Annotated in this window: 17 protein-coding genes, 2 tRNA genes, 3 rRNA genes and 1 pseudogene; 6 read left to right on the forward strand and 17 right to left on the reverse strand. The window is 41.0% G+C overall.

The genetic code is table 11. The features are described from left to right. Positions 1 to 2: 2 nt before the first annotated feature. The 10 genes from PGX00_RS00005 to PGX00_RS00050 form a co-directional block, all read right to left on the reverse strand. Positions 3 to 79, reverse strand: a tRNA-Asp gene (locus tag PGX00_RS00005). Positions 80 to 169: 90 nt separating this feature from the next. After that, positions 170 to 285 (reverse strand): 5S ribosomal RNA (gene rrf / locus PGX00_RS00010). 92 nt (positions 286 to 377) lie between these two features. After that, a 23S ribosomal RNA gene (locus tag PGX00_RS00015) occupies positions 378 to 3270 on the reverse strand. 447 nt (positions 3271 to 3717) lie between these two features. Next, positions 3718 to 3793 (reverse strand) — tRNA-Ala (locus PGX00_RS00020). A gap of 83 nt (positions 3794 to 3876) precedes the next feature. Continuing rightward, positions 3877 to 5428, reverse strand: a 16S ribosomal RNA gene (locus PGX00_RS00025). The 16S, 23S and 5S rRNA genes sit together here with 2 tRNA genes alongside, the layout of an rRNA operon. Positions 5429 to 5988: 560 nt before the next feature. Continuing rightward, positions 5989 to 7242, reverse strand: coding sequence for an HD-GYP domain-containing protein (locus PGX00_RS00030; RefSeq protein WP_272131764.1), 1254 nt, complete (start codon positions 7240 to 7242; stop codon positions 5989 to 5991). Positions 7243 to 7435: 193 nt separating this feature from the next. Further along, positions 7436 to 8989: a methyl-accepting chemotaxis protein gene (locus tag PGX00_RS00035; RefSeq protein ID WP_272137852.1), complete on the reverse strand. Its 1554-nt coding sequence runs from the start codon at positions 8987 to 8989 to the stop codon at positions 7436 to 7438. Positions 8990 to 9137: 148 nt separating this feature from the next. Beyond that, positions 9138 to 9752, reverse strand: coding sequence for a LysE family translocator (locus PGX00_RS00040; RefSeq protein WP_272131765.1), 615 nt, complete (start codon positions 9750 to 9752; stop codon positions 9138 to 9140). Positions 9753 to 9849: 97 nt separating this feature from the next. Further along, positions 9850 to 10776: a LysR family transcriptional regulator gene (locus PGX00_RS00045; protein ID WP_272131766.1), complete on the reverse strand. Its 927-nt coding sequence runs from the start codon at positions 10774 to 10776 to the stop codon at positions 9850 to 9852. Positions 10777 to 11424: 648 nt separating this feature from the next. After that, the gene (locus PGX00_RS00050; RefSeq protein ID WP_272131767.1) at positions 11425 to 12381 is read right to left on the reverse strand and encodes an OmpA family protein; all 957 of its coding nucleotides are present in this window, start codon (positions 12379 to 12381) and stop codon (positions 11425 to 11427) included. A 435-nt stretch (positions 12382 to 12816) separates the two neighbouring features. Between PGX00_RS00050 and PGX00_RS00055 the strand changes: the two genes are divergently transcribed. Both PGX00_RS00055 and PGX00_RS00060 read left to right on the forward strand, forming a co-directional pair. After that, on the forward strand, positions 12817 to 13338 hold the full coding sequence (locus PGX00_RS00055) for a DUF2058 domain-containing protein (RefSeq protein ID WP_272131768.1): 522 nt from the start codon (positions 12817 to 12819) through the stop codon (positions 13336 to 13338). A 346-nt stretch (positions 13339 to 13684) separates the two neighbouring features. Beyond that, positions 13685 to 14150, forward strand: a pseudogene (locus PGX00_RS00060) (tyrosine-type recombinase/integrase); the annotation flags it as partial. Positions 14151 to 14212: 62 nt separating this feature from the next. On the opposite strand, the gene PGX00_RS00065 reads toward PGX00_RS00060, so the two are convergent. The 6 genes from PGX00_RS00065 to PGX00_RS00090 form a co-directional block, all read right to left on the reverse strand. Beyond that, positions 14213 to 14488, reverse strand: coding sequence for a hypothetical protein (locus tag PGX00_RS00065; protein WP_272131770.1), 276 nt, complete (start codon positions 14486 to 14488; stop codon positions 14213 to 14215). A 125-nt stretch (positions 14489 to 14613) separates the two neighbouring features. Further along, positions 14614 to 15354 (reverse strand): DUF4145 domain-containing protein, encoded by a 741-nt coding sequence (locus tag PGX00_RS00070; protein ID WP_272131771.1) that lies wholly within the window; start codon positions 15352 to 15354, stop codon positions 14614 to 14616. 63 nt (positions 15355 to 15417) lie between these two features. Further along, positions 15418 to 15717 (reverse strand): hypothetical protein, encoded by a 300-nt coding sequence (locus PGX00_RS00075; RefSeq protein WP_272131772.1) that lies wholly within the window; start codon positions 15715 to 15717, stop codon positions 15418 to 15420. After that, positions 15698 to 17725 carry a hypothetical protein gene (locus tag PGX00_RS00080; RefSeq protein ID WP_272131773.1) on the reverse strand — a complete coding sequence of 676 codons (2028 nt, stop codon included), beginning with the start codon at positions 17723 to 17725 and terminating at the stop codon, positions 15698 to 15700. Before PGX00_RS00080 ends, PGX00_RS00075 begins: the two co-directional genes overlap by 20 nt. Positions 17726 to 17926: 201 nt before the next feature. Continuing rightward, positions 17927 to 18142, reverse strand: a complete 216-nt coding sequence (locus PGX00_RS00085; protein ID WP_272131774.1) for an AlpA family transcriptional regulator — start codon at positions 18140 to 18142, stop codon at positions 17927 to 17929. Positions 18143 to 18383: 241 nt separating this feature from the next. Next, the gene (locus PGX00_RS00090; protein ID WP_272137854.1) at positions 18384 to 18578 is read right to left on the reverse strand and encodes an AlpA family transcriptional regulator; all 195 of its coding nucleotides are present in this window, start codon (positions 18576 to 18578) and stop codon (positions 18384 to 18386) included. 328 nt (positions 18579 to 18906) lie between these two features. Between PGX00_RS00090 and PGX00_RS00095 the strand changes: the two genes are divergently transcribed. From PGX00_RS00095 to PGX00_RS00110, 4 genes are all read left to right on the forward strand, one after another. After that, positions 18907 to 19686, forward strand: coding sequence for a helix-turn-helix transcriptional regulator (locus PGX00_RS00095; protein WP_272131775.1), 780 nt, complete (start codon positions 18907 to 18909; stop codon positions 19684 to 19686). Positions 19687 to 20115: 429 nt separating this feature from the next. Beyond that, complete coding sequence (gene radC / locus PGX00_RS00100; protein ID WP_272131776.1) at positions 20116 to 20583, forward strand: RadC family protein; 468 nt, start codon at positions 20116 to 20118, stop codon at positions 20581 to 20583. Continuing rightward, entirely contained in the window at positions 20580 to 21017 is a 438-nt protein-coding gene (locus PGX00_RS00105) for a DUF2787 family protein (RefSeq protein ID WP_272131777.1), read from the forward strand. The genes radC and PGX00_RS00105 overlap by 4 nt, the downstream gene beginning before the upstream one ends. Before the next feature lie 184 nt (positions 21018 to 21201). Continuing rightward, on the forward strand, positions 21202 to 21486 hold the full coding sequence (locus PGX00_RS00110; protein ID WP_272131778.1) for a hypothetical protein: 285 nt from the start codon (positions 21202 to 21204) through the stop codon (positions 21484 to 21486). Between the two features lie 121 nt (positions 21487 to 21607). On the opposite strand, the gene PGX00_RS00115 is transcribed toward PGX00_RS00110, so the two are convergent. Next, entirely contained in the window at positions 21608 to 22330 is a 723-nt protein-coding gene (locus PGX00_RS00115; RefSeq protein ID WP_272131779.1) for a HEPN domain-containing protein, read from the reverse strand. Positions 22331 to 22342 lie beyond the last annotated feature (12 nt).

Genomic DNA, 22342 nt, shown 5'->3' on the forward strand with positions numbered 1-22342 from the left:
AATGGCGGAGTGGACGGGACTCGAACCCGCGACCCCCGGCGTGACAGGCCGGTATTCTAACCAACTGAACTACCACTCCACATGGTATTCTTACATTAACAAAGTCTGACTTAGATGCTTTGTTAATTTTTGCTTTTATCTTTTCTAAAAAAGATAAAAACGAATAAGAGCCTGGCGATGTCCTACTCTCACATGGGGAAACCCCACACTACCATCGGCGCTATTGCGTTTCACTTCTGAGTTCGGCATGGAATCAGGTGGGTCCACAATGCTATGGTCGCCAAGCAAAATCTTAAAATTCGAAAAGCCAACAAAAATATAAGTTCTTCACACATTCAATGTTCTTCATTGAGTCCACAAAACCCCTTGGGTGTTGTATGGTTAAGCCTCACGGGCAATTAGTACAGGTTAGCTCAACGCCTCACAACGCTTACACACCCTGCCTATCAACGTTCTAGTCTCGAACAACCCTTTAGGACACTTAAAGTGCCAGGGAAGACTCATCTCAGGGCTCGCTTCGCGCTTAGATGCTTTCAGCGCTTATCGATTCCGAACTTAGCTACCGGGCAATGCCATTGGCATGACAACCCGAACACCAGAGGTTCGTCCACTCCGGTCCTCTCGTACTAGGAGCAGCCCCCTTCAATCTTCCAACGCCCACGGCAGATAGGGACCGAACTGTCTCACGACGTTCTAAACCCAGCTCGCGTACCACTTTAAATGGCGAACAGCCATACCCTTGGGACCGACTTCAGCCCCAGGATGTGATGAGCCGACATCGAGGTGCCAAACACCGCCGTCGATATGAACTCTTGGGCGGTATCAGCCTGTTATCCCCGGAGTACCTTTTATCCGTTGAGCGATGGCCCTTCCATTCAGAACCACCGGATCACTATGACCTGCTTTCGCACCTGCTCGAATTGTCATTCTCGCAGTCAAGCGGGCTTATGCCATTGCACTAACCACACGATGTCCAACCGTGTTTAGCCCACCTTCGTGCTCCTCCGTTACTCTTTGGGAGGAGACCGCCCCAGTCAAACTACCCACCAGGCACTGTCCTCACCCCAGATTATGGGGCTAAGTTAGAACATCAAGCATACAAGGGTGGTATTTCAAGGTCGACTCCACTCCATCTAGCGACGAAGTTTCAAAGTCTCCCACCTATCCTACACATGTAGGGTCAATGTTCAGTGCCAAGCTGTAGTAAAGGTTCACGGGGTCTTTCCGTCTAGCCGCGGGTACACTGCATCTTCACAGCGATTTCAATTTCACTGAGTCTCGGGTGGAGACAGCGTGGCCATCATTACGCCATTCGTGCAGGTCGGAACTTACCCGACAAGGAATTTCGCTACCTTAGGACCGTTATAGTTACGGCCGCCGTTTACCGGGGCTTCGATCAAGAGCTTCGTCCTAAGACTAACCCCATCAATTAACCTTCCGGCACCGGGCAGGCGTCACACCGTATACGTCATCTTACGATTTTGCACAGTGCTGTGTTTTTAATAAACAGTTGCAGCCACCTGGTATCTGCGACTCCCGATAGCTCCATCCGCTAGGGATTTCACCGTCAAGAGCGTACCTTCTCCCGAAGTTACGGTACCATTTTGCCTAGTTCCTTCACCCGAGTTCTCTCAAGCGCCTTGGTATTCTCTACCCGACCACCTGTGTCGGTTTGGGGTACGATTTCTTATAATCTGAAGCTTAGAGGCTTTTCCTGGAAGTATGGCATCAATGACTTCACCACCGTAGTGGCTCGACATCGGGTCTCAGCCTAACAATTTCCCGGATTTACCTAAGAAATTAGCCTACACCCTTGAACCTGGACAACCATCGCCAGGCTCACCTAGCCTTCTCCGTCCCCCCATCGCAATTATAAGAAGTACGGGAATATTAACCCGTTTCCCATCGACTACGCCTTTCGGCCTCGCCTTAGGGGTCGACTTACCCTGCCCCGATTAACGTTGGACAGGAACCCTTGGTCTTCCGGCGTGGGGGTTTTTCACCCCCATTATCGTTACTCATGTCAGCATTCGCACTTCTGATACCTCCAGCAAACCTTACAGTTCACCTTCAACGGCTTACAGAACGCTCCCCTACCCAACATAATAAATTATGTTGCCGCAGCTTCGGTGTATAGCTTAGCCCCGTTACATCTTCCGCGCAGGCCGACTCGACCAGTGAGCTATTACGCTTTCTTTAAATGATGGCTGCTTCTAAGCCAACATCCTGGCTGTCTGAGCCTTCCCACATCGTTTCCCACTTAGCTATACTTTGGGACCTTAGCTGGCGGTCTGGGTTGTTTCCCTCTCCACGACGGACGTTAGCACCCGCCGTGTGTCTCCCGGATAGTACTTACTGGTATTCGGAGTTTGCAAAGGGTTGGTAAGTCGGGATGACCCCCTAGCCTTAACAGTGCTCTACCCCCAGTAGTATTCGTCCGAGGCGCTACCTAAATAGCTTTCGGGGAGAACCAGCTATCTCCAGGTTTGATTGGCCTTTCACCCCTAGCCACAAGTCATCCGCTAATTTTTCAACATTAGTCGGTTCGGTCCTCCAGTTGATGTTACTCAACCTTCAACCTGCCCATGGCTAGATCACCTGGTTTCGGGTCTATACCTAGCAACTCGACGCCCAGTTAAGACTCGGTTTCCCTACGGCTCCCCTATACGGTTAACCTTGCTACTAAATATAAGTCGCTGACCCATTATACAAAAGGTACGCAGTCACAGGACGCAATGCCTGCTCCTACTGCTTGTACGTACACGGTTTCAGGTTCTATTTCACTCCCCTCACAGGGGTTCTTTTCGCCTTTCCCTCACGGTACTGGTTCACTATCGGTCAGTCAGTAGTATTTAGCCTTGGAGGATGGTCCCCCCATATTCAAACAGGATATCACGTGTCCCGCCTTACTCGTTTTCACTTAAAATGATGTGTCGGTTACGGGGCTATCACCCTGTATCGCGATACTTTCCAGAATCTTCACCTGCATCATTAAAAGCTTAAGGGCTAATCCAATTTCGCTCGCCGCTACTTTCGGAATCTCGGTTGATTTCTACTCCTCCGGGTACTTAGATGTTTCAGTTCCCCGGGTTTGCCTTATTAACCTATGTATTCAGTTAATAATACTAGCTTATGCTAGTGGGTTTCCCCATTCGGAAATCGTAGACTCAAGTGGCTTTTACTGCCTTATCTACGCTTATCGCAAGTTAATACGTCCTTCATCGCCTCTGACTGCCAAGGCATCCACCGTGTACGCTTAGTCACTTAACCATACAACCCCAAGAGGTCTTTATGTATGGTAAACAACCAAGGTTATAAATCGTTGTCTCATTATTTGAATGAGCGAGACAACTGTGTTTGTTTCCGCTTTAAAAAGCAGAAGCAAACTTTCGATTTTGCCGGACTCAAATATTAAACAATCTAACCGAAGTTAGTTGTTTCCAAGAACACTTGAATGTGTGTTGGTTTGTTATTACCGAAGTAACAACAAGTACCTATCGTTTTCTTTCTAAAAAGAAGCCAATAGGATTTGAGAACTTTTATTTTGACAACTTAATCACAGCCTTGAGCCGTTTTATTTCACTTTTTCAAAAGTGAAAACAATTAAGTTATCAGTCAGCTTTCCAAATTGTTAAAGAGCAAAGATTTTCATTCTACTTAAAGAAAAAAACCATTTTTAAATACTCTCATCTAAACGAAGACAAAAACACTTAAAAATGGTGGAGCTATGCGGGATCGAACCGCAGACCTCTTCGCTGCCAGCGAAGCGCTCTCCCAGCTGAGCTATAGCCCCGAGCACCAGGAAGTACAATTCCTTTCTCTTTACTTTCTAAACCTATTCAATCTGTGTGGACACTCATCAAGCAATCTATCGTTTAAGGAGGTGATCCAGCCCCAGGTTCCCCTAGGGCTACCTTGTTACGACTTCACCCCAGTCATGAACCACAAAGTGGTAAGCGTCCCCCCGAAGGTTAAACTACCTACTTCTTTTGCAGCCCACTCCCATGGTGTGACGGGCGGTGTGTACAAGGCCCGGGAACGTATTCACCGTGGCATTCTGATCCACGATTACTAGCGATTCCGACTTCATGGAGTCGAGTTGCAGACTCCAATCCGGACTACGACGCACTTTTTGGGATTCGCTCACTATTGCTAGTTGGCTGCCCTCTGTATGCGCCATTGTAGCACGTGTGTAGCCCTACTCGTAAGGGCCATGATGACTTGACGTCGTCCCCACCTTCCTCCGGTTTATCACCGGCAGTCTCCCCAAAGTTCCCGACATAACTCGCTGGCAATTAAGGATAAGGGTTGCGCTCGTTGCGGGACTTAACCCAACATTTCACAACACGAGCTGACGACAGCCATGCAGCACCTGTCTCAGAGCTCCCGAAGGCACTAAGCTATCTCTAGCAAATTCTCTGGATGTCAAGAGTAGGTAAGGTTCTTCGCGTTGCATCGAATTAAACCACATGCTCCACCGCTTGTGCGGGCCCCCGTCAATTCATTTGAGTTTTAATCTTGCGACCGTACTCCCCAGGCGGTCTACTTAACGCGTTAGCTCCGAAAGCCACGGCTCAAGGCCACAACCTCCAAGTAGACATCGTTTACGGCGTGGACTACCAGGGTATCTAATCCTGTTTGCTCCCCACGCTTTCGCATCTGAGTGTCAGTATCTGTCCAGGGGGCCGCCTTCGCCACTGGTATTCCTTCAGATCTCTACGCATTTCACCGCTACACCTGAAATTCTACCCCCTCTACAGTACTCTAGTTTGCCAGTTTCAAATGACCTTCCGGGGTTGAGCCCCGGGCTTTCACATCTGACTTAACAAACCACCTGCATGCGCTTTACGCCCAGTAATTCCGATTAACGCTCGCACCCTCCGTATTACCGCGGCTGCTGGCACGGAGTTAGCCGGTGCTTCTTCTGTAGCTAACGTCAAACAACAAACGTATTAAGCTTGCTGCCTTCCTCACTACTGAAAGTACTTTACAACCCGAAGGCCTTCTTCATACACGCGGCATGGCTGCATCAGGCTTTCGCCCATTGTGCAATATTCCCCACTGCTGCCTCCCGTAGGAGTCTGGACCGTGTCTCAGTTCCAGTGTGGCTGATCATCCTCTCAGACCAGCTAGAGATCGTCGCCTTGGTGAGCCATTACCCCACCAACTAGCTAATCTCACTTAGGCTTATCCAATCGCGGAAGGCCCGAAGGTCCCCTCCTTTCCCCCGTAGGGCGTATGCGGTATTAGCTATCGTTTCCAATAGTTATCCCCCTCAACTGGGCAAATTCCTAAGCATTACTCACCCGTCCGCCGCTCGACGCCTAATAACGCTCCCGAAGGATTGTTAATATCGTTTCCGCTCGACTTGCATGTGTTAAGCCTGCCGCCAGCGTTCAATCTGAGCCATGATCAAACTCTTCAATTTAAGTTTTTTGGCTCAATGAATACTGACTTTAAATTGCCTTTTACTTTTTAGCCAAAGCCAAATAGTAAAGTGTTCTTTAAAGTTCATACCATTCCAACAGAATGGTATTTAAATAACTGTGTTCGATATCCGAAGACATCAAATTAGGTCACTCAGTTCATTGAAACCGATTTTTGATTTCTTGCCCGAAAGCAGAGAATCATTGTCGATTGTCATCAACGAGTGCCCACACAGATTGATATAGGTTTAAATTGTTAAAGAGCGTTGCTTCTAGGCTTTCCCTTGAAGCGGACGTGCATTCTAGCGATTTAAAGTGAAGAGTCAAATACTTTTTCATTTTAATTTCGAAAGGCTTTTTCAAGCTGCTCGTCTTACTGATTTATCTGCAAAGCCTTGTGGGCTCTGCCGTGTCAGTGAGAGCGCATTATAGGGAGAGAATTAAACATAGCAACTATTTTTTGCCAAAAATTAGTTTTTTTGAAATTTTATTCCAATACAGATTAATACATAGATAACACACACTTTATACACAGATGGCTGTGGATAAAGTACGCTATCACCTAATCATCACTATCAAAAAAATAGGAGATACGAGAACGAGGGTTTAAGTACTCTCTTATTTTCTCAGGTAACTTAGAAGGTAAAATTGCAGCCACTATTTTTAAATCTTTATCTGCTAAGTCTAGGATCGGAGCTTGGGTACGAGGCACATTTGGATCATAGAGAAGTACATTAGGAAACAAAATATGTTTAGCGTTTACTGAAATGACTAGACCTACCATCTTATTTGATAGCTGAACAATTGTTCCCGGCGGATATACCCCCATGAACTTAATCAAAAGATTTAGGTTATCGATACTATAGAGGTGCTTACAGTTTTTATATAAATAGGATAATGCGTTATATGGGATTTTTTGCTCTGCTACGATATTACTATGACACAAATTATCATACGCGTTAGCTAAAGAGACAATTTGTGCAAGTTCATCTATTGCATCTTCTTTCAATCCATCGGGGTAACCAGAACCATCTCGCATCTCGTGGTGTTGGATGATGATTTTTTTAGTTGATTCTGGAAAGTTTTTTGCTGATTCCGCTATATCCAAGCCGTATTTAGGGTGTAACTTCAAGTAATTCTTCTCAGGAACAGTGTGAGCAGTCTTCTTTCTTAAGATGTTTGTCGGTATTTTTATCTTTCCGATATCATGGAAAAGAGCACCAAATGCAATGTCTTTAATTTGTTTAGAGTTGAAGCCTTTGCTTTTTGCAATCATCATTGCGAGCACAGAAACATTAAGCGAATGAAAATATATATCTTCAAATTCACTCTTTCCATTCATAAGATGCAGTGTTACGTGATCATCAGATAACAATTTTTCAACGATATCATCAACCATAAGAGTTGCTTCCGCCACTGCAGAATCTGGACGATTTCTGATTTTGCTCATGACTGAACGTAATTGAGACAAAGAACGTTCGAATTCTTTTTCACAATTAATCACTCTTCTTCTATATGAGTTAAGCTTATCTATGCGGGCCTGCTTTTCTTCCCACATTTTTTTGGCTTCGAGGTCTATTTCTTCAGCAGCAGCCGTGTTCTCATCAGGAACTTCTTTAATAGGGAGAGGCCCCACATCACTTTGAGCGGGATCAATATATACGTACTGAATGCCTAAGTGTTTAATAAGGTTAATCTGATCTTGGGACTTTAGTTTAAAACTATTAAATAAAAACGGATGCTCGTTCCATTTGACTGGCAAGCGAATGTGTATTCCAGGTTGAATTCTATCTACGGTGATTTTAATGCTTGCCACGTGAGTATCTTGTTATCTCTGTTACATTACCAATACCTATAACTTTATCTAAAGCATAGAACAAAATCATCTTTTAAAAGAAATCAGCTCGATTTATTAACTTGTGTGCAGTATAAAACTAGTAACACACAGAGATAGTACCACCCTCTATTCAGGGCGTTAAATATGACAACACTTACTCACTTTGTGATGATTAAAACTGGCGAATCAATCGCTGTAAACCATCAAGGTCATTAACCAGCTGACTTGTTCTCACCACCGAGGAGCTCGATACCAATAGAGTGTCGTCTGCCAGCTTTTTGATATTAGTGACATTACGATTGACTTCATTTGTTACACTCGCCTGTTGATCAACAGACACGGCTATTTGATGGCTATTATCAGTAACCTGATTCAACATGCTACTTATATTATTAAGCACTTCACCGGTTTGATTTGCACGGTCAGTACATTCCGTCGATAACTCACCACCTCGTGTCATTATACTTACTGCATTTGTTGCCGTTGATTGCAGGTCAACAATCATTTCTTGAATTTCATTTGTCGATGATCTCGTTTTAGTCGCAAGCGATCTGACTTCATCAGCTACAACAGCAAAACCTCGTCCATACTCACCAGCTCTTGCTGCTTCAATTGCAGCATTTAACGCCAGTAAATTAGTTTGCTCAGAAATATTTCCGATTACATCAAGAATACCTTCAATTTTTTGGCTATTTTGCGCCAAATTATCGATAACTTCTCTTGAGCTTTTTAACTCGGCCGCTAATTGGTCAATTACATCTATCGTAATCGCAATGCTTTCGAGTCCTTTTTGAGATTCTTGATTTGCTTCTTCTGTAGCCTTTGACGCCATAGATGCACTATTAGCAACTTCACGTATCGATTGACTAAGCTCTTCTGCAGCTGCAGCAACTTGCTCAGTTTCACTCGATTGCTGTCCAAGACTCTGCTCTATCGATTTAATCGTTCTGAATTCTTCCTCTGCAGAATTAAGTATTTTTCCTGCAGTTTCGGTTGTTCTTCCAGAAACCGCTCGCAGTTCTGCTCTTCGCATCATCAAAGCCAATTCGATTCGAGAACAATCATCAAAATAACCAGTATATGGCTTTTCCATCAATGGGTTGTCATATGAATCTTTAGCCAACTCTGCAATTTTGTTAAATCTTGATTTTTGATAAAGAGACGAAGCAAATAGAGTTGCACCAAGGCTCAAGCCAAAGAACCCTACATAAACAGGGTTAAACCCAAATAGCATTGAAATCGCTTGTAACACTACAAGCACCGAAAGCAATAGATTGACTGATTGAAACGAAAAACGTTTGCCAGTGACGTTCTCTCCATTACTCATTTTTTTATAAAGCACACTTGCTCTATCAACCTGCTCTGGTTCTGGCTTTGAGCGCACAGATTGATATTCGACAATTTCACCCTTTTCATTCTTTATAGGAGTAACAAAAGCTGAAACCCAATAGTGACCACCACCTTTGCATTGGTTTTTGACCAACCCCATCCAACTTTTTCCAGATTTTATATATTGCCATAACTGACCAAATGCATCTTTCGGCATATCTTTATGCCGAACCATATTGTGCGGATTACCAACCAATTCTTCTTCTTGATATTCAGCCACTTCACAAAAGGTGTTATTTGCATAAGTAACAATACTGGATGTGTCTGTCGTAGAGATAAGGTTGACATCCTTTGAGTAAGATTTATTCAAAGGATCATTTGAACTGTTCACTGACATTGGTTTCTCAAGTAGCCATAAGGAAAGAGGGTTACTTTTACACAAATCCTCACTGTTACTCATTGATAAGCATCAATAAGCACCACAAATAGATCACAAGGGAATTATTGACGACTTGATTTTATGAAAATTTGAGTGATTTAACGCATTATGCGAACCAAATAACCCTAAACGCCAAAATAATAAGAACAAGACCGGAAAGCCTATCAATGATTAGAGCTTTGCTTCTTAGCTTGTCGAGTAACAGTGGTGAGGAGAGCATAAAAGCAATAAAGGTATACCACAAACCGTCTACAAGATAAGGGGTTACAACAACAATAGCTCTACTCGACAACTCTGAACCCACCGAAACAAATTGCGAAAAAAGTGCAGTAAAAAACAACATAATTTTAGGGCTGGTTAGTGAGATCAGAAAACCTTCTTTCGCTGACTGCAACACACTTACTTTTTCGCCAGCTTCTAACTTTGCGGCCACACCACCTTTTGAACGTAAAGCCAAAAATCCTAAATAAGCTAGATAAAAAGCACCAACATAACTAATAACAGTAAATAAGGTTGGGTATTGATGTAATAAAGCGGCGAGCCCAACCAAAGTAATACAAGCATAAACCGCAATACCTGTAGCATGTGCCCAGGCTGTTGCTATACCATTTAGCCGCCCTCCCGCCAAGCTGTGTTTCACTACAATAGCTAAACTAGGCCCCGGTGACATTGCACCTAACAAACAAATCGTAAAGAGGGATAACCACACTGTGATTGTCATTTCGTGTTCCTATAAAGGTTCTAAGTGAGAATATTCGCGCTTTTGAAAAGGCTAACAGTAAAGAACTATCAAATGAAATCAACAATTATCATTCAGGTCATGATTTTGAATCATACCCTACAGAATAAATAGAGCTACGAAGAATTTCATAAGACAACCTTCTAACCCATTGATGTGATTTTTCTTCATCATATTTTGGATGCCATATAATCCAATACTTTTGCAACGGTAAATCAAATGGAAGGTCATAATGCAAAATAGGCAGGTGCTTTTGCATATTTTTCGCAATGTGCTGAGGGATAACAAGTAGATAGTTACTTTCTATCAAGGTGCTAAATGCCGCCGAATAAAATGGAACTTTTAAACCAATTTCTCGATGCTTCCGCATATCAAACAAATGGGTATCAAGCTCACTATTTTTGTCTCCCCCTGTAATCACTATATGCTGGTAACGAAGAATATCATCAAGTGAAAGTGACTTCCGACCTGATAGAGGGTGAGAATCCCTCATAACACAAACTAAATAATCTTCGCCAATCAATTTTCCAGATAAGCCTTTTGGTTTATTATTTTGAAGCGTGCAAGCTAAATTTATCGGGCTATTTGCAAAGCTATCAGCCATATGAGGTAGCCAAAAGTGATAGTTAAATTTAGCGTGAAGAGCTTGGCTACTTATCTTTTTAATAATTTCCGGAAAGATATATTGAGCGACATAATCGCTACAAGCAAAATTAACCTCTCCAGCCCAATTTGAAGGTTCGAAAGATGGTTCTTCAATAAGATGTTTGAACTCACTAAATAACGTTTCAAGTTTAGCTTGAAGCTCTACAGCCCTTGGGGTTTTGTATAAATCATTACCTTCTCGAATAAGTAGAGGATCATTAAATAGATCTCGCAGCTGTGCTAATTGCCTGCTCACAGCAGACTGAGTAATGTTCAGCCGCTTTGCCGCTTGGCTCACATGGCACTCTTCTAATATGACTAAAAGAGAACGAAGTAAATTCAAGTTGACACTATTTAACATGGTTATAATTCTTACTATGGTGAGATATTTTACAAATCATGACATAGCCTACTAGCAGGTCATAACAAATTTAATATGCAGGTACAAAAAAGCCTCGAAAAATCGAGGCATTCACTTATATCTAAGAAACTACTTTTCTTCTTTTCTCCAATTTCGAGCCATATATTTATCAGATTCACAGCATGGGCAATAGGGTAGAGCTTCACCATCATCTACTAATTCGACAACAATCCTACATTTTTCGCATACATATGAGCCCTTTCCAGGCTTATCTCCGGTAGAAAACATTCAGCACCTCCCCTGTTGAATATTAACCGAATCAAAAACGTAGCCCTTTATAGTAAGTCTTGTTGCGTATGAAATCACAAATCCACTTTCTCAAGCTGATTTTTCGTAAATTATAATGATCAACATCAAAAATGAGTCAGTGTTTACATCTGAAGAAAGGCATAATTCAAAAGGTTTATATGCATTTCTTTTATTATTTCAATTAATTAATAGCAATTAAAAAGTTAACGGTTCAGAAATATCGGTGTGTTAGAACAACCATCAACTGAACCAATGAAGATACAAAAAAGGTCAGCGCTACCAACGCTGACCTTTTCTCTATATTTACCCGTATTACTTAAAATTTGGCAAACCTAAATATTATTGCTTAATTTCAAACTCATCGATGATAACTTCAACTCGGCGGTTTTCCATACGCCCTTCCGCTGTATCATTAGAAGCTTTAGGTTTACTTTCACCTTCGCCAAGTACTGTCACTCTCGACTCTTCAATTCCCTGTGTAAACAAGTAATCCGCTACAGACTGCGCACGTTTTTCAGAAAGCGTTTGATTGTAAGCGGCAGAGCCTCGTGAATCGGTGTGGCCAACGATTTTAGCTTCAGCTTGTGGGTATTTTTTCATAACGCCGATCAACCAGTCAAAATACTGCTCACTATTCGGTGCCAATTTAGAACTATCATTGTCGAATAACTCTACACCATATTCTTGAAACAACCTTACTTCTGGCATTGGTTCTTCAACCACAGCGACAACTTCTTCTTCGACAATGACTTCTTCAACCGCCATTGCTGCCACCGGTTCAGCAGCTGAACCAAATTTATAGGTTAAACCGAAGAAAAGAGAATTCACATCTAAGTTCTCGACAATACCTTCTGTAATATTATTGATACGTTGGTATTCGAAACGACCAAAAACATTTTCTGACAAACCAAATTCTGTACCTATTGCTGCTACAAGTACTGTGTCATCAATATCATCATAATCTACCCATGCAGCGCCAAGCTTAGCGTAAAAATCAAAATCATTAACAGGTATGGTTAGCTTAGGCGCTAGGGTAAATACTTTCATGGAGTCATCAAAAGGGGCGGCGTCAAAATCACCTAGATAGTCATACCCAGCTTCCAAGCCAAGCATATCAGTAAAATTATAACCAGCATAAATACCGCCGGCCCCGCCATCATCACTACATGAATTATCCAAGGTACATTCGCCATCCAACCAAGAATAACCAATTTTACCACCGACATAGGCTTCAGCTTGTACTAACTGAGGAGATAGTACTAATAACGTGGATGCGAGCATTACTAACTTCTTCATAAGAATTCCTTTTTTATTGTATTTAAGCACATCTATATATACCACACTTATAACTGTAGGCTACTCATATTGAAAGGAACTATCTATAGTAATTTGTTTATATAATGCTTGTTTTTAGATATTTCCAAACATTGACTCAAAAATGAGAAAGATGCCACAAATAGAAGCTATAAATAGAAGCCGAACTTAATGGATAGCACTTGAATAAACGCTTCAGTTACTTGTTCTAACATTACGCTTACTCGTTAAAAATTGACTTACTAAACTCAATATAACCTCCGTTTTCATGTAGGCTACAAAGGCGGTATCATTCCATACCACTACTTCGTTATTAATATCATTTCGCACAAAACATATTTTTATTCTGCTAATCAATAAACAGTGTTAATTAGCGCTATAAATGAGAAAATACAAAAAAAACAACTTGGATTGGATATGGCAAAGTTAAGCTTACAAGACCAGCTACTAAAGGCTGGGTTAGTGAACGAAAAGAAACTAAAAAAGGCCAAAAAAGGCTCGAAAAAATCGAGAGTGCAAGCTCGAGAAGCCAAGGCTGCGGTTGAACAAAATAAAGAATCTCAAAGACTACGAGATATAGAGCTCAATAAGCAAAGAGATGAACAACAATTTGGCAGAGAATTAAAGGCTCAAGTTAAGCAGCTCATTGAAATGAACAGAATTGACCAGAAAAATGGTGATATCAAATATAATTTCACCGATGGAACTCTAGTTAAATCTCTCTATGTACAACAAGAAACGAGAGAACAGTTAGTAAAAGGTATTTTGTCCGTTGCGAGATATGAGGAAAGCTATGCCGTTATTCCTTCGTCGGTGGCTTATAAAATTGCAGAAAGAGATGCAGAAGCAGTTATTGAAAACAAATCGTCTTCGGAAGAAGAGCTTGCTGAAGATGATCCGTACGCTGAGTTTGTCGTACCTGATGACTTAATGTGGTAATGGTTAGTTTGTGCAAAAACAACAAAGCCCCGACTTTCGTCGAGGCTTTGTTTTATAAATATGGTACGGTGGGCGGACTAACCAGTCATGTCTATATCATTGATTTGCAACGACTTATATTAACGCGCTGAAGGCAAGGGCTACATAAGGGGTTACATAAACAAAAAGTCACTCTTTCTGAAGTAACCCTCGCTATTTCGTAGAGTAATAATTTTTAGCTAGAAGTCCATTATGTGAGATTCGTCATGCAGAGGCAAGATAAACAGCTTTCCCTTTACAGAATCACTAATCGATACCTGTGCAGCTAAAAGGTGTTTTATGCAAAATCAACACCAATGACAAGCCGGACATAGACTTTGATAATTGAGTTTGGATTGTTCCTGAAGAAGGTATCAGATGAAACGTCCTCATGCCATCCACTTACTGATTAGACATTAGCCCTTTTGGAGAGCATGAAACCAATTAGCAGCCATAGAGAATATATCTTTGCTAGCAACAAGAACCCGAAAAGTCACGTTAATAGCCAGCCTGCCAACATGGCGCTAAAAAGAATGAGATTTGGTCGGCAGCTGGTTTCTCACGGGCTAAGAGCCCTAGCAAGTACTACCATGAACGAACAGAGCTTTAACCCTGACGTAATTGAAGCAGCACTGGCCCACGTGGACAGGAATGACGTTAAAAAGGCTTATAACCACGCTGAGTACCTAGAGCAACAACGAAAACTAATGTACTGGTGGAGCGATCATATTACTGCTGCGGCTGAAGGGCATGTTTCATTGGCTGGAAAGAAGAACCCTAAGCTGGTGGGGTGACGACATAGAAGGCTTCCTCTCGGAAGCCTATTTAAGCTCATGATTCGTAATAGGACAGTTTGTTATGTTTGGGTGTAATTTTTATGTGGTAACTCTTTGAGCATTTTTTCAAGAAGATCACGATCAACTATGATTTCACATAATTTCCGCTCTTTTTCGTTCGCTCCAAAGGTCATTACATCTAATGCTAGGTAGTCCATATCAAAATGCTTCGAACTAGCTTCAGGAAATTTTATCCAACGCTCTGAAACCTCACATCTGAGTTCTCCTTTCGATGCATCAACACGTTTTTTATGCTCATAACCATTCGGGAGTCTAACTATTTTGTCTTGATTCATTTTTATTTCCCCCTCCAAAAACATAACGCAGCCACCAACAATAATTCATTGATATTTAGAAAAGAAACCCCACGCTTAACTGAAAATCCTAAACGTTAGAAATCATACTTAATCGAAGTCCATTTCTATCTTTTCACCCCTTTATCCTCATTAATTCGTGCAACCAGCGCATCGATTGAGGCTTTCTTTTCCGGATACAACTCTTCTAAAATATGCTCAAAGATCTTATACCCATCAACAACGTCGGACTTTCTAATTTGATAGCCAGAATGAGTTCCATCATTTCCAAGCCACCTAATAGCATTTGCAGGCTCAATAATCTTTCGATAATTTTCCGGCAATGAGCCAATTCTTTTAGCCAACGATAGAAAGTTACCTTTCTCATCCACCGATGCAACTTCCATTTCACCAAGCAGGACTTCTAATGCAGCACGTAATGTACTTAGACTAGTACTAGGTGACGAAAAATAATTAGAGAATGAGGTAGTTAAAGCTTCTTTCACCCCAAATGGAGTCTCTTTAGGTGGAGTAAATATTTGAAGCGGTGGCTGAAAATACTTAACTTCAAAGTTATCGAACCACTCCCAATCACTTGATCCATCATCTAAGTATTCTTGCGAAACTTCACCAGTACCTACACACATAACTCCACAGCCACATTCGGGGATAGTACACTTTAGGTTTAAAGTGAATACATACTCAATCCAATCTGGGTCAAAAGCTGGGTGGTGATGGTCGACTGGAACTTTGTATTGCTTCTGGAATCCATCATCACGATTAGTTAATGAATTAGCTCCACATTCAGGACATGGCCACGTTGGAATATTGTCACTTCTGAAATGGGCTGTTAATGATTTTCCATTCATCTTTTATGCTCCTTTATCATGTAAACATAATGCTTTGCTAAGCTTTACTAATCTGAACCGCACTTAAACAGTGGCTATTGAATATTTATCTATAGCTTCCTTATACTTCATTTCACTTTCATCTTTAAAACTCTTTTTATCATCTATTAGTTTTTTCAGTTTTAAGTAAATATTGGTGTATATAATTTTGTGTGCATCGTTTTTAATTTCATGCTCGTCTGGATTATCCATTTGGAATCCGTTTGTTAAGACTATATCTACTAGAGCAAGAAGATCTTCTTTTGTAATCTCATCTATGGGCTTATATTCTACAAGATCCAAAGAGTACTTCCCTTGGGAGTGTTCAATTTTTAAGTGCGTCATATGATTCTCCTCGTCCTTTATAGGGTACTTCTCCTGCTTCAAGACAGTTAATTAGAACTTCATAATTTGGATGTTTATTATTATCCAGATCCGTCAACTCCTTGTCGTTTGGACGGCCTGTAAATACGCTAAACTTACTCTTGCCATCAACGACTTGTTTTTGAGTGAATAATAAATAGTCAGGCTTTATCGACGCACCAACAGTACTATTGTGAGTAACAATAATAACGGGCATGTGCTTAGATAGATCTTTAATGAGCTGGTTAACCTTACCTAACAAGAAAACGTTATCAAAGGAAGATTCGGGTTCGTCGATCAGCAGCATGTCATACTTATGCGCATCATCGATAGATTGTAGTAACCGGTACTCCGAACGTTCTCCTCCGGAAACTTTATCTCCTAGCGCATTCTGAACCTCATAAGAGATATTGCAGAAAAATTTATAATAGTCTGACTCTGAAACAGAGTCATTAGAAATCAGTGATCGTAAAAACTTGTAAGGTTTTTCATAGTTTTCATAAACTGACATGAACGAACCAATGTTTCTATTCACCTCTCTAAGTCCAGAGGCTCCTTTGAAGGCGGCCTTTTTGGCGACTACACTGAACCCCTGCAATGTATCAACCGTCTCACTCTTTTCATGCTTTAGATATTCCGTAATCATAGAGAACTTATCAACCTTCATCTTATCTATCGCCACCGAATAAAGGTCGACTTCAGAAACAGGATCGGTAGCAGATCTAACATTTAGGTGTGCTTTAGTATCTTTAATTATGCTGTTTACAAAGATTTTTTGAGCATTAATTTTATATTGATGTTGATATTCTTTCGCTAAATCAATAAATAACGATTTCAAACCACTAATATTCACATTTTTGTCAATTGTAGAGCGATATGTTTGGTTTTCAATTAAAAGCCTAGTAGCAGCCAAAAGATCTTCTAGAGGTTTTAAATTTTGAGTTTTGAACTGCACCTCACTAAACATCTTAGTAGCGGAAAAAGAGTCATGGCGGTCTTTATTGAAAGCAAATTTCTTTAACGACGTTAGATAACTATCAACAGTTTTTGATGAGTAATCTAAGTCAATATCGACAACGTCATCAACGACAGCTTTAAACTCTTTTAAATACTCATCAATATAAGATTTCTTGCTGTCCTTGACCTTTGATTGAAACCTACTTTCGTCATCAGAATCACTCTTTTCAAGGAGCTCGAACTGTTTTATGTACTTAATCTTGTCTTCGTTTGCATTTTCGACAATCTTATCTAATGTGTAAGATTTTCCAGAAGACCGTTGCCCTAGGATGACATTAAGACCAGTAGAAATCTGCAAACCGTTATCAAGCACTTGGAAAAATTTATTTCCTTCATCTTCACTTAGCGAAAGTCTATCCCGATCTCTTAGCAATTGTTTCAATGTTACAAAATCAACATCCCCAATATCAACATAAGTAAATCTTGGTGGAAAAGTTATTGTCCCTTTTTTTGCCCTGAAATCACTAAAAAGTACCGGCGCATAGGTACTTTTTTGATTAATCGCATATAAGAATTTTTTAACACTTTGAACCTCACCACAATCAATATACCCCTCTAATTTTCTTAAAGTATTTCGATTTAAAGATGGAGATTTTTCAATATGCGGAATAAGGATATACTCATTAAGATCACCAAAAATCTCGGTAAACCTTTCATAAGTTATGCTTGTGTTGCTATCAGGAATGTCTTTTTCTACTAAAGTACAACTATTTTCAAATTTATCCAAAGAGTTAGGGGGAGATAACAAGGATATGCCCCCTTCAAGATCAACTTCAATACCGGGTAAAACTGTGCAATCAATGCTATCAACAATTTTCGTAAATTGTTGCCTTCTAAATACATTGTGATTAGTTATCGCGATGCAATCGAGTCTTGTAGTCTCTACATAACACTTAAGAGTGTCTAAACTAAACTCAAAAGCTGGGTCACTAATGGTGCATACAGTGTGAACATGTAAGTCTATTTTTTTCATATGACTTTCTATTGTAAGTTGGCAATTTAATATCCATCTTGTTTCATTATGTATTAATTAATATAGAAAAACTTGGCGCGGGATACAGAAATCGTAAGTCGATTGACAAATTTAATTCAAAGTCCTAGTTTCCCACGCAAAAAAGACGGCCCTACTTTGGCAAAGAAAGCATACTCGTACTGCAAGTAATAGTTTAGAAGTTCAATACCCATATCCATCAAAATACCCCTTAGCGGCCTTATCCCGAACCTGCACACTTTCTTCCAGCCACTCCTCCACCTCACTTTCAACCCACGCTACAGACCTCGAACCAATTGGTACGTTAGGTGGAAAGCGCCCCTCTTTTATCAAACTGTAGATAGTGGAACGGCTTAAACCCGTTTTGCTGATCACTTCTTTTAAACGAATAAATCTCATCGTTTTTCTCCTGAATTAATTTCTATGGGTACGCTTGAAGACCCGGTTAAGGGTTTGAGGACGTCCGAAAACGTCCAGTTTCTGACTGGGTAACATGCCAAGAGTGATGGCACCCAATTGATGTAATTATTAATTAGCTAACTATCGATAATGGTAAAATTAGATTACTGCGGATAATTGTGATTTTGCTGTTTGATTATGTTGGTTAGAAAAGGCGGCATGTGGTGTGATTATTTGATGCTTACTTTTGAACTTGTTCGTCTCGTTCTCTCAGTCGTTCTAAAATCCATTCGTAAATTTCTCCCTCTTCCCACGCTATTGCATTGCCACCCAGTGACACGCTTTTGGGGAAGGTATTCTCTTTCATGTACTTGTAGATGGTGGCGCGAGCTAGGCCAGTTACGTGCATAACTTCTTTTAAACGTATTAGTCGAATATTCATGGTTAATTCCTCTAGTCTCTTCTTATTCAAAAGAGAAGGGAGGTAAGTATTTTTTAACCGAGAACGTCCGAGCAGGTTTCGTAAACCCTTGTATCCTAGTCGATTGAAGAAATATTCAAGTACATATTACTTAGGTGAATGACCATCTAAATAAGGAACGAATCATCATCATATTTTTCATTTTTATAATCTAAAATGGTTCGGCACCTGTTGCCGCACCACCTTGTAACCTACCTTATTCATAAATACGCACAGCAACCAATATGCCCGCATTCTCTTTGCAGGGTAGGGTTTTGCTCTGCCTAAAACTAAGTGAACGTCTATGGCAAAATTTATTAAACCCAGTATTGCCGATGGTATCTCTTTTGCTTTTGAGCTTTACAAGCGCATACCCACCGCCCGAAAAGTGACAGCTCAGGAACTAAAGGCGCAACTGGATGAAGTGGGGCTAACACGAGATATTCGCACTATTCAGCGTAACCTCGATGTCATTGTCCGGTACTTCGACATTGAAAAAGACACCCGTGATAAACCCTATGGTTACTCTCGAAGAAGTAATATCAAACGCACACTAGGCGCAAGAGAAGCCATGATTCTGGCGATAGCAGAAGTACAGTTAAAGCATGCGCTACCTGATGATCTTCAATCAGCCATTGAATCCACATTCACAGAAACGCGAATTAACTTTTTACCCACCTGTGAAAGGAATGAAATCTCGCTCCCATCAAAAGTAGTTCTTAGTTCGAATATTGTTGAAGTACCAAAGATGAGTACCACCAGCGACTTATTTGAAAGACTCTGTATCGCGTTGTACCACAACCGATGGGTTAATCTCAGCAGCAATATGAATGGTCAAAATACACCTGTAGAAACCAAGCCGTTAGGACTTATATTGTCCGGTACACAATTGCTTTTAGTTCATCAAGAAAAAGGCTCAGATGCAGTAAAAGAGATACCGTTGGATAGGATCTCTCAATTTCGTGTATCTACCTATGCTTTTGAGTATCCGCGAAAGTTTGAGTTCAGAAAGTATGCCGTTAAAGAACAAAATGCACTACTGAGAACAAAGCTAATTAAGGCTCACTGCTCATCATTGAATTAGCGACATTAAGAAAAGTGGTATCTACCGAAATGCTAAGGCAGCTAATGCCGCAGCTTGGTTTATCCTAACCCCGTTGCACTTATAGCAACTATATTTCGGGTTTAATCAGGTGCGTAATGAACACCCGGTCAACTGGAAATAATCAGTGATGGTTACTCTACCTTGTGTCATAAATTCTGTTTTGAGTGCTTCTGTTAATAACTCCAAAGCACTGAATACCGATAGAGGGAAGGCAGCCTTCGTTATGTCACTTAGTTCTATGCTTATCACTGAACGCCTAACTGGTTCATTACCAGAGCGGCACAGAGGGGAGGCAATGCCTCCCCTCAATCTTTTCTTTCTCTGCAAAGCCACTACCAAAAAAGTCGATTAAAGATTATTTCACATCCATATTATTCAGGTGCATCTCGATACTAAAAGGAGATAGATATGCACATTTCAGAGTATGGATTTTCCCTACCTCAACACGCCAGACAGATCCTGGAGAAAGCCGCAGAGATTTTGGCAGATACCTACCTAAGAGGAGAATGCTTCACTAACCCACAAGCTGTTAAAGATTTTCTGAGTTGTAAGCTTGGGGGACAAGAGCGAGAAACCTTTGCAGTACTGCTTCTTGATAACCAACACCGACTAATTGAATACAAAGAACTATTTTACGGCACCATTGATGCCGCAAGTATCTACCCAAGAGAAGTGGTTAAGTTAGCCTTACACACCAATGCCGCAGCAGTGATATTTGCTCACAACCACCCCTCCGGAGACGCTGAACCATCACAATCAGACAAACGCATAACCAACCGACTTAAGGATGGTCTGGCGCTGGTGGATATCCGAGTACTGGATCATTTGGTGATTGGTGAAAGCTGTGTGTCTTTTGCAGAAAGGGGACTGATATGAGCAGCACTGTGTTCAAGCAAGGTTGTACTGAGCCTAGCCAACAACTTATCAACCATCTTCAGAGACTTACCAGCAACGTTGATGTACCGAGCAACGCCAAGCGTATCGCTATCAACTTTCGTCGTTCTGAGTACTACCAGAGTCGCAAAGGCTATCACCCGGTAGAAGTACAGCAGGAACGAAGCATAGAAGGTTGGAGCATTGTCTTCATCGTTAGCTTTGCCTATCCGGACGACAAAGCAACAACGATGGAAGAAGAACTTTATTTTAACTTTCTAAGAGGTTGGTTTTATCAACCAGATATTGAGCGTTGCGACCTCCACCAGCCACAAGTAACAGAGCTGTATATAAGTTGGGAGCAAACACTGCTAATTCAAATTACAGCACACAGTTTTGATACTGTTACGGCAACACTCGTCAGTACTTCGAGCTAATCGCCGAAATCGCCTAACTACCATTCCAATTCAGCATTTTAGAAACACATATTATTAAAGAAAACGCCTTTCTGGCGCTATTTCTCCTTTTCGTAAATCTACAAATTCAAACGGCATCCATTGCCACTTCATTTATTACAGTACCGATATGCCCTCGGCTATCAAACCAATCAAAGGAAAAACTATGAAACTTAAAACTATCGTAATGACTTCGCTTATCGCTCTTTCTGCCAACATGGCGTCAGCTTCTAGTGCTATTGACCACCTGAGTACCAAAAGCATCAAACAGACCCTAACGCCCACTCAGATTGAAACAGCATTAAACCAATGGAAGGAACATGAACTAGCACGTATGGAGGAGCGTGCTCAACTTATCTCAGACCGCGCTCCTATCGAAGCGAGGCGTGAAATGGTTAAGAATCAGATTGAACAGGAGTATAACCAAGCAGCTAAATTGCTGGGATTATAGTAGGTAGGGGAGCTGTGCGCTCCTCCTATCACCCCCTAGGCATTAGATTAATCTCATTTTTTTGCTTCAGTAGACAACACACTTCGTTAGTCTCAGCTCTAACAAGTTCGTACAAAGAATGTCAGGCACTTCTGTGAGAACTAACATGGTCTTCAACAAAACGTTCGGTAACATACAAAAACTCTCTCACATATGGAGAAAATGAAACCAACTGCCTATAATCATCGTCGCACAAAGGTGTGTAAGCCTCATGGCATATACAATGCCTAAGCTCAAATAACCGACTCAAGTTATTAAATATATGAGCATTTTTTTCATCATCACTAATCGGAAACAGCTCAGGTTGCTTATCTAACTTTACCCGCCACTGTTTAAAACCATAGAAGAAATCTTCTCCTAGAATCTGCTTCATATTTGAACCGATATCATCTAGGTTATTAACCTTCAAAAGGTGTGAGATGAACTCACCTATAGTCAGTTGATTAACTTCAAGATCAATTGCTGTTTTAATACTAAACTTGATATCGAATTTTGCTGCATTTGTTCTGTATAGGGGAGCTGAATCAATAGTATGGGCAAACAAAAATCTGAAAAAGCTCTCAATGCACGCAACTAAACTAACTGGAATATACTTTATACCTTCAGAAAAACCACCATCAAACACTTCCAGCTCTGTAGCTACAACTTCATTATCAGAGAAGCCATGTATCAATGCATCTTCATAAAAATTTTCAAGCAAACTGATATTATCAAGTCTTTCGTAGACACGATTGAACCCATCAATATTTGAAGTAAGGTACTTTTTCTTGTTTAAAATTTCCTTTGTATAATCTCTATTTTTCAACTCGCGTCCTCA

Origin of the sequence: Vibrio algarum (genome assembly GCF_028204155.1) — a bacterium.
Taxonomy (GTDB): domain Bacteria; phylum Pseudomonadota; class Gammaproteobacteria; order Enterobacterales; family Vibrionaceae; genus Vibrio; species Vibrio algarum.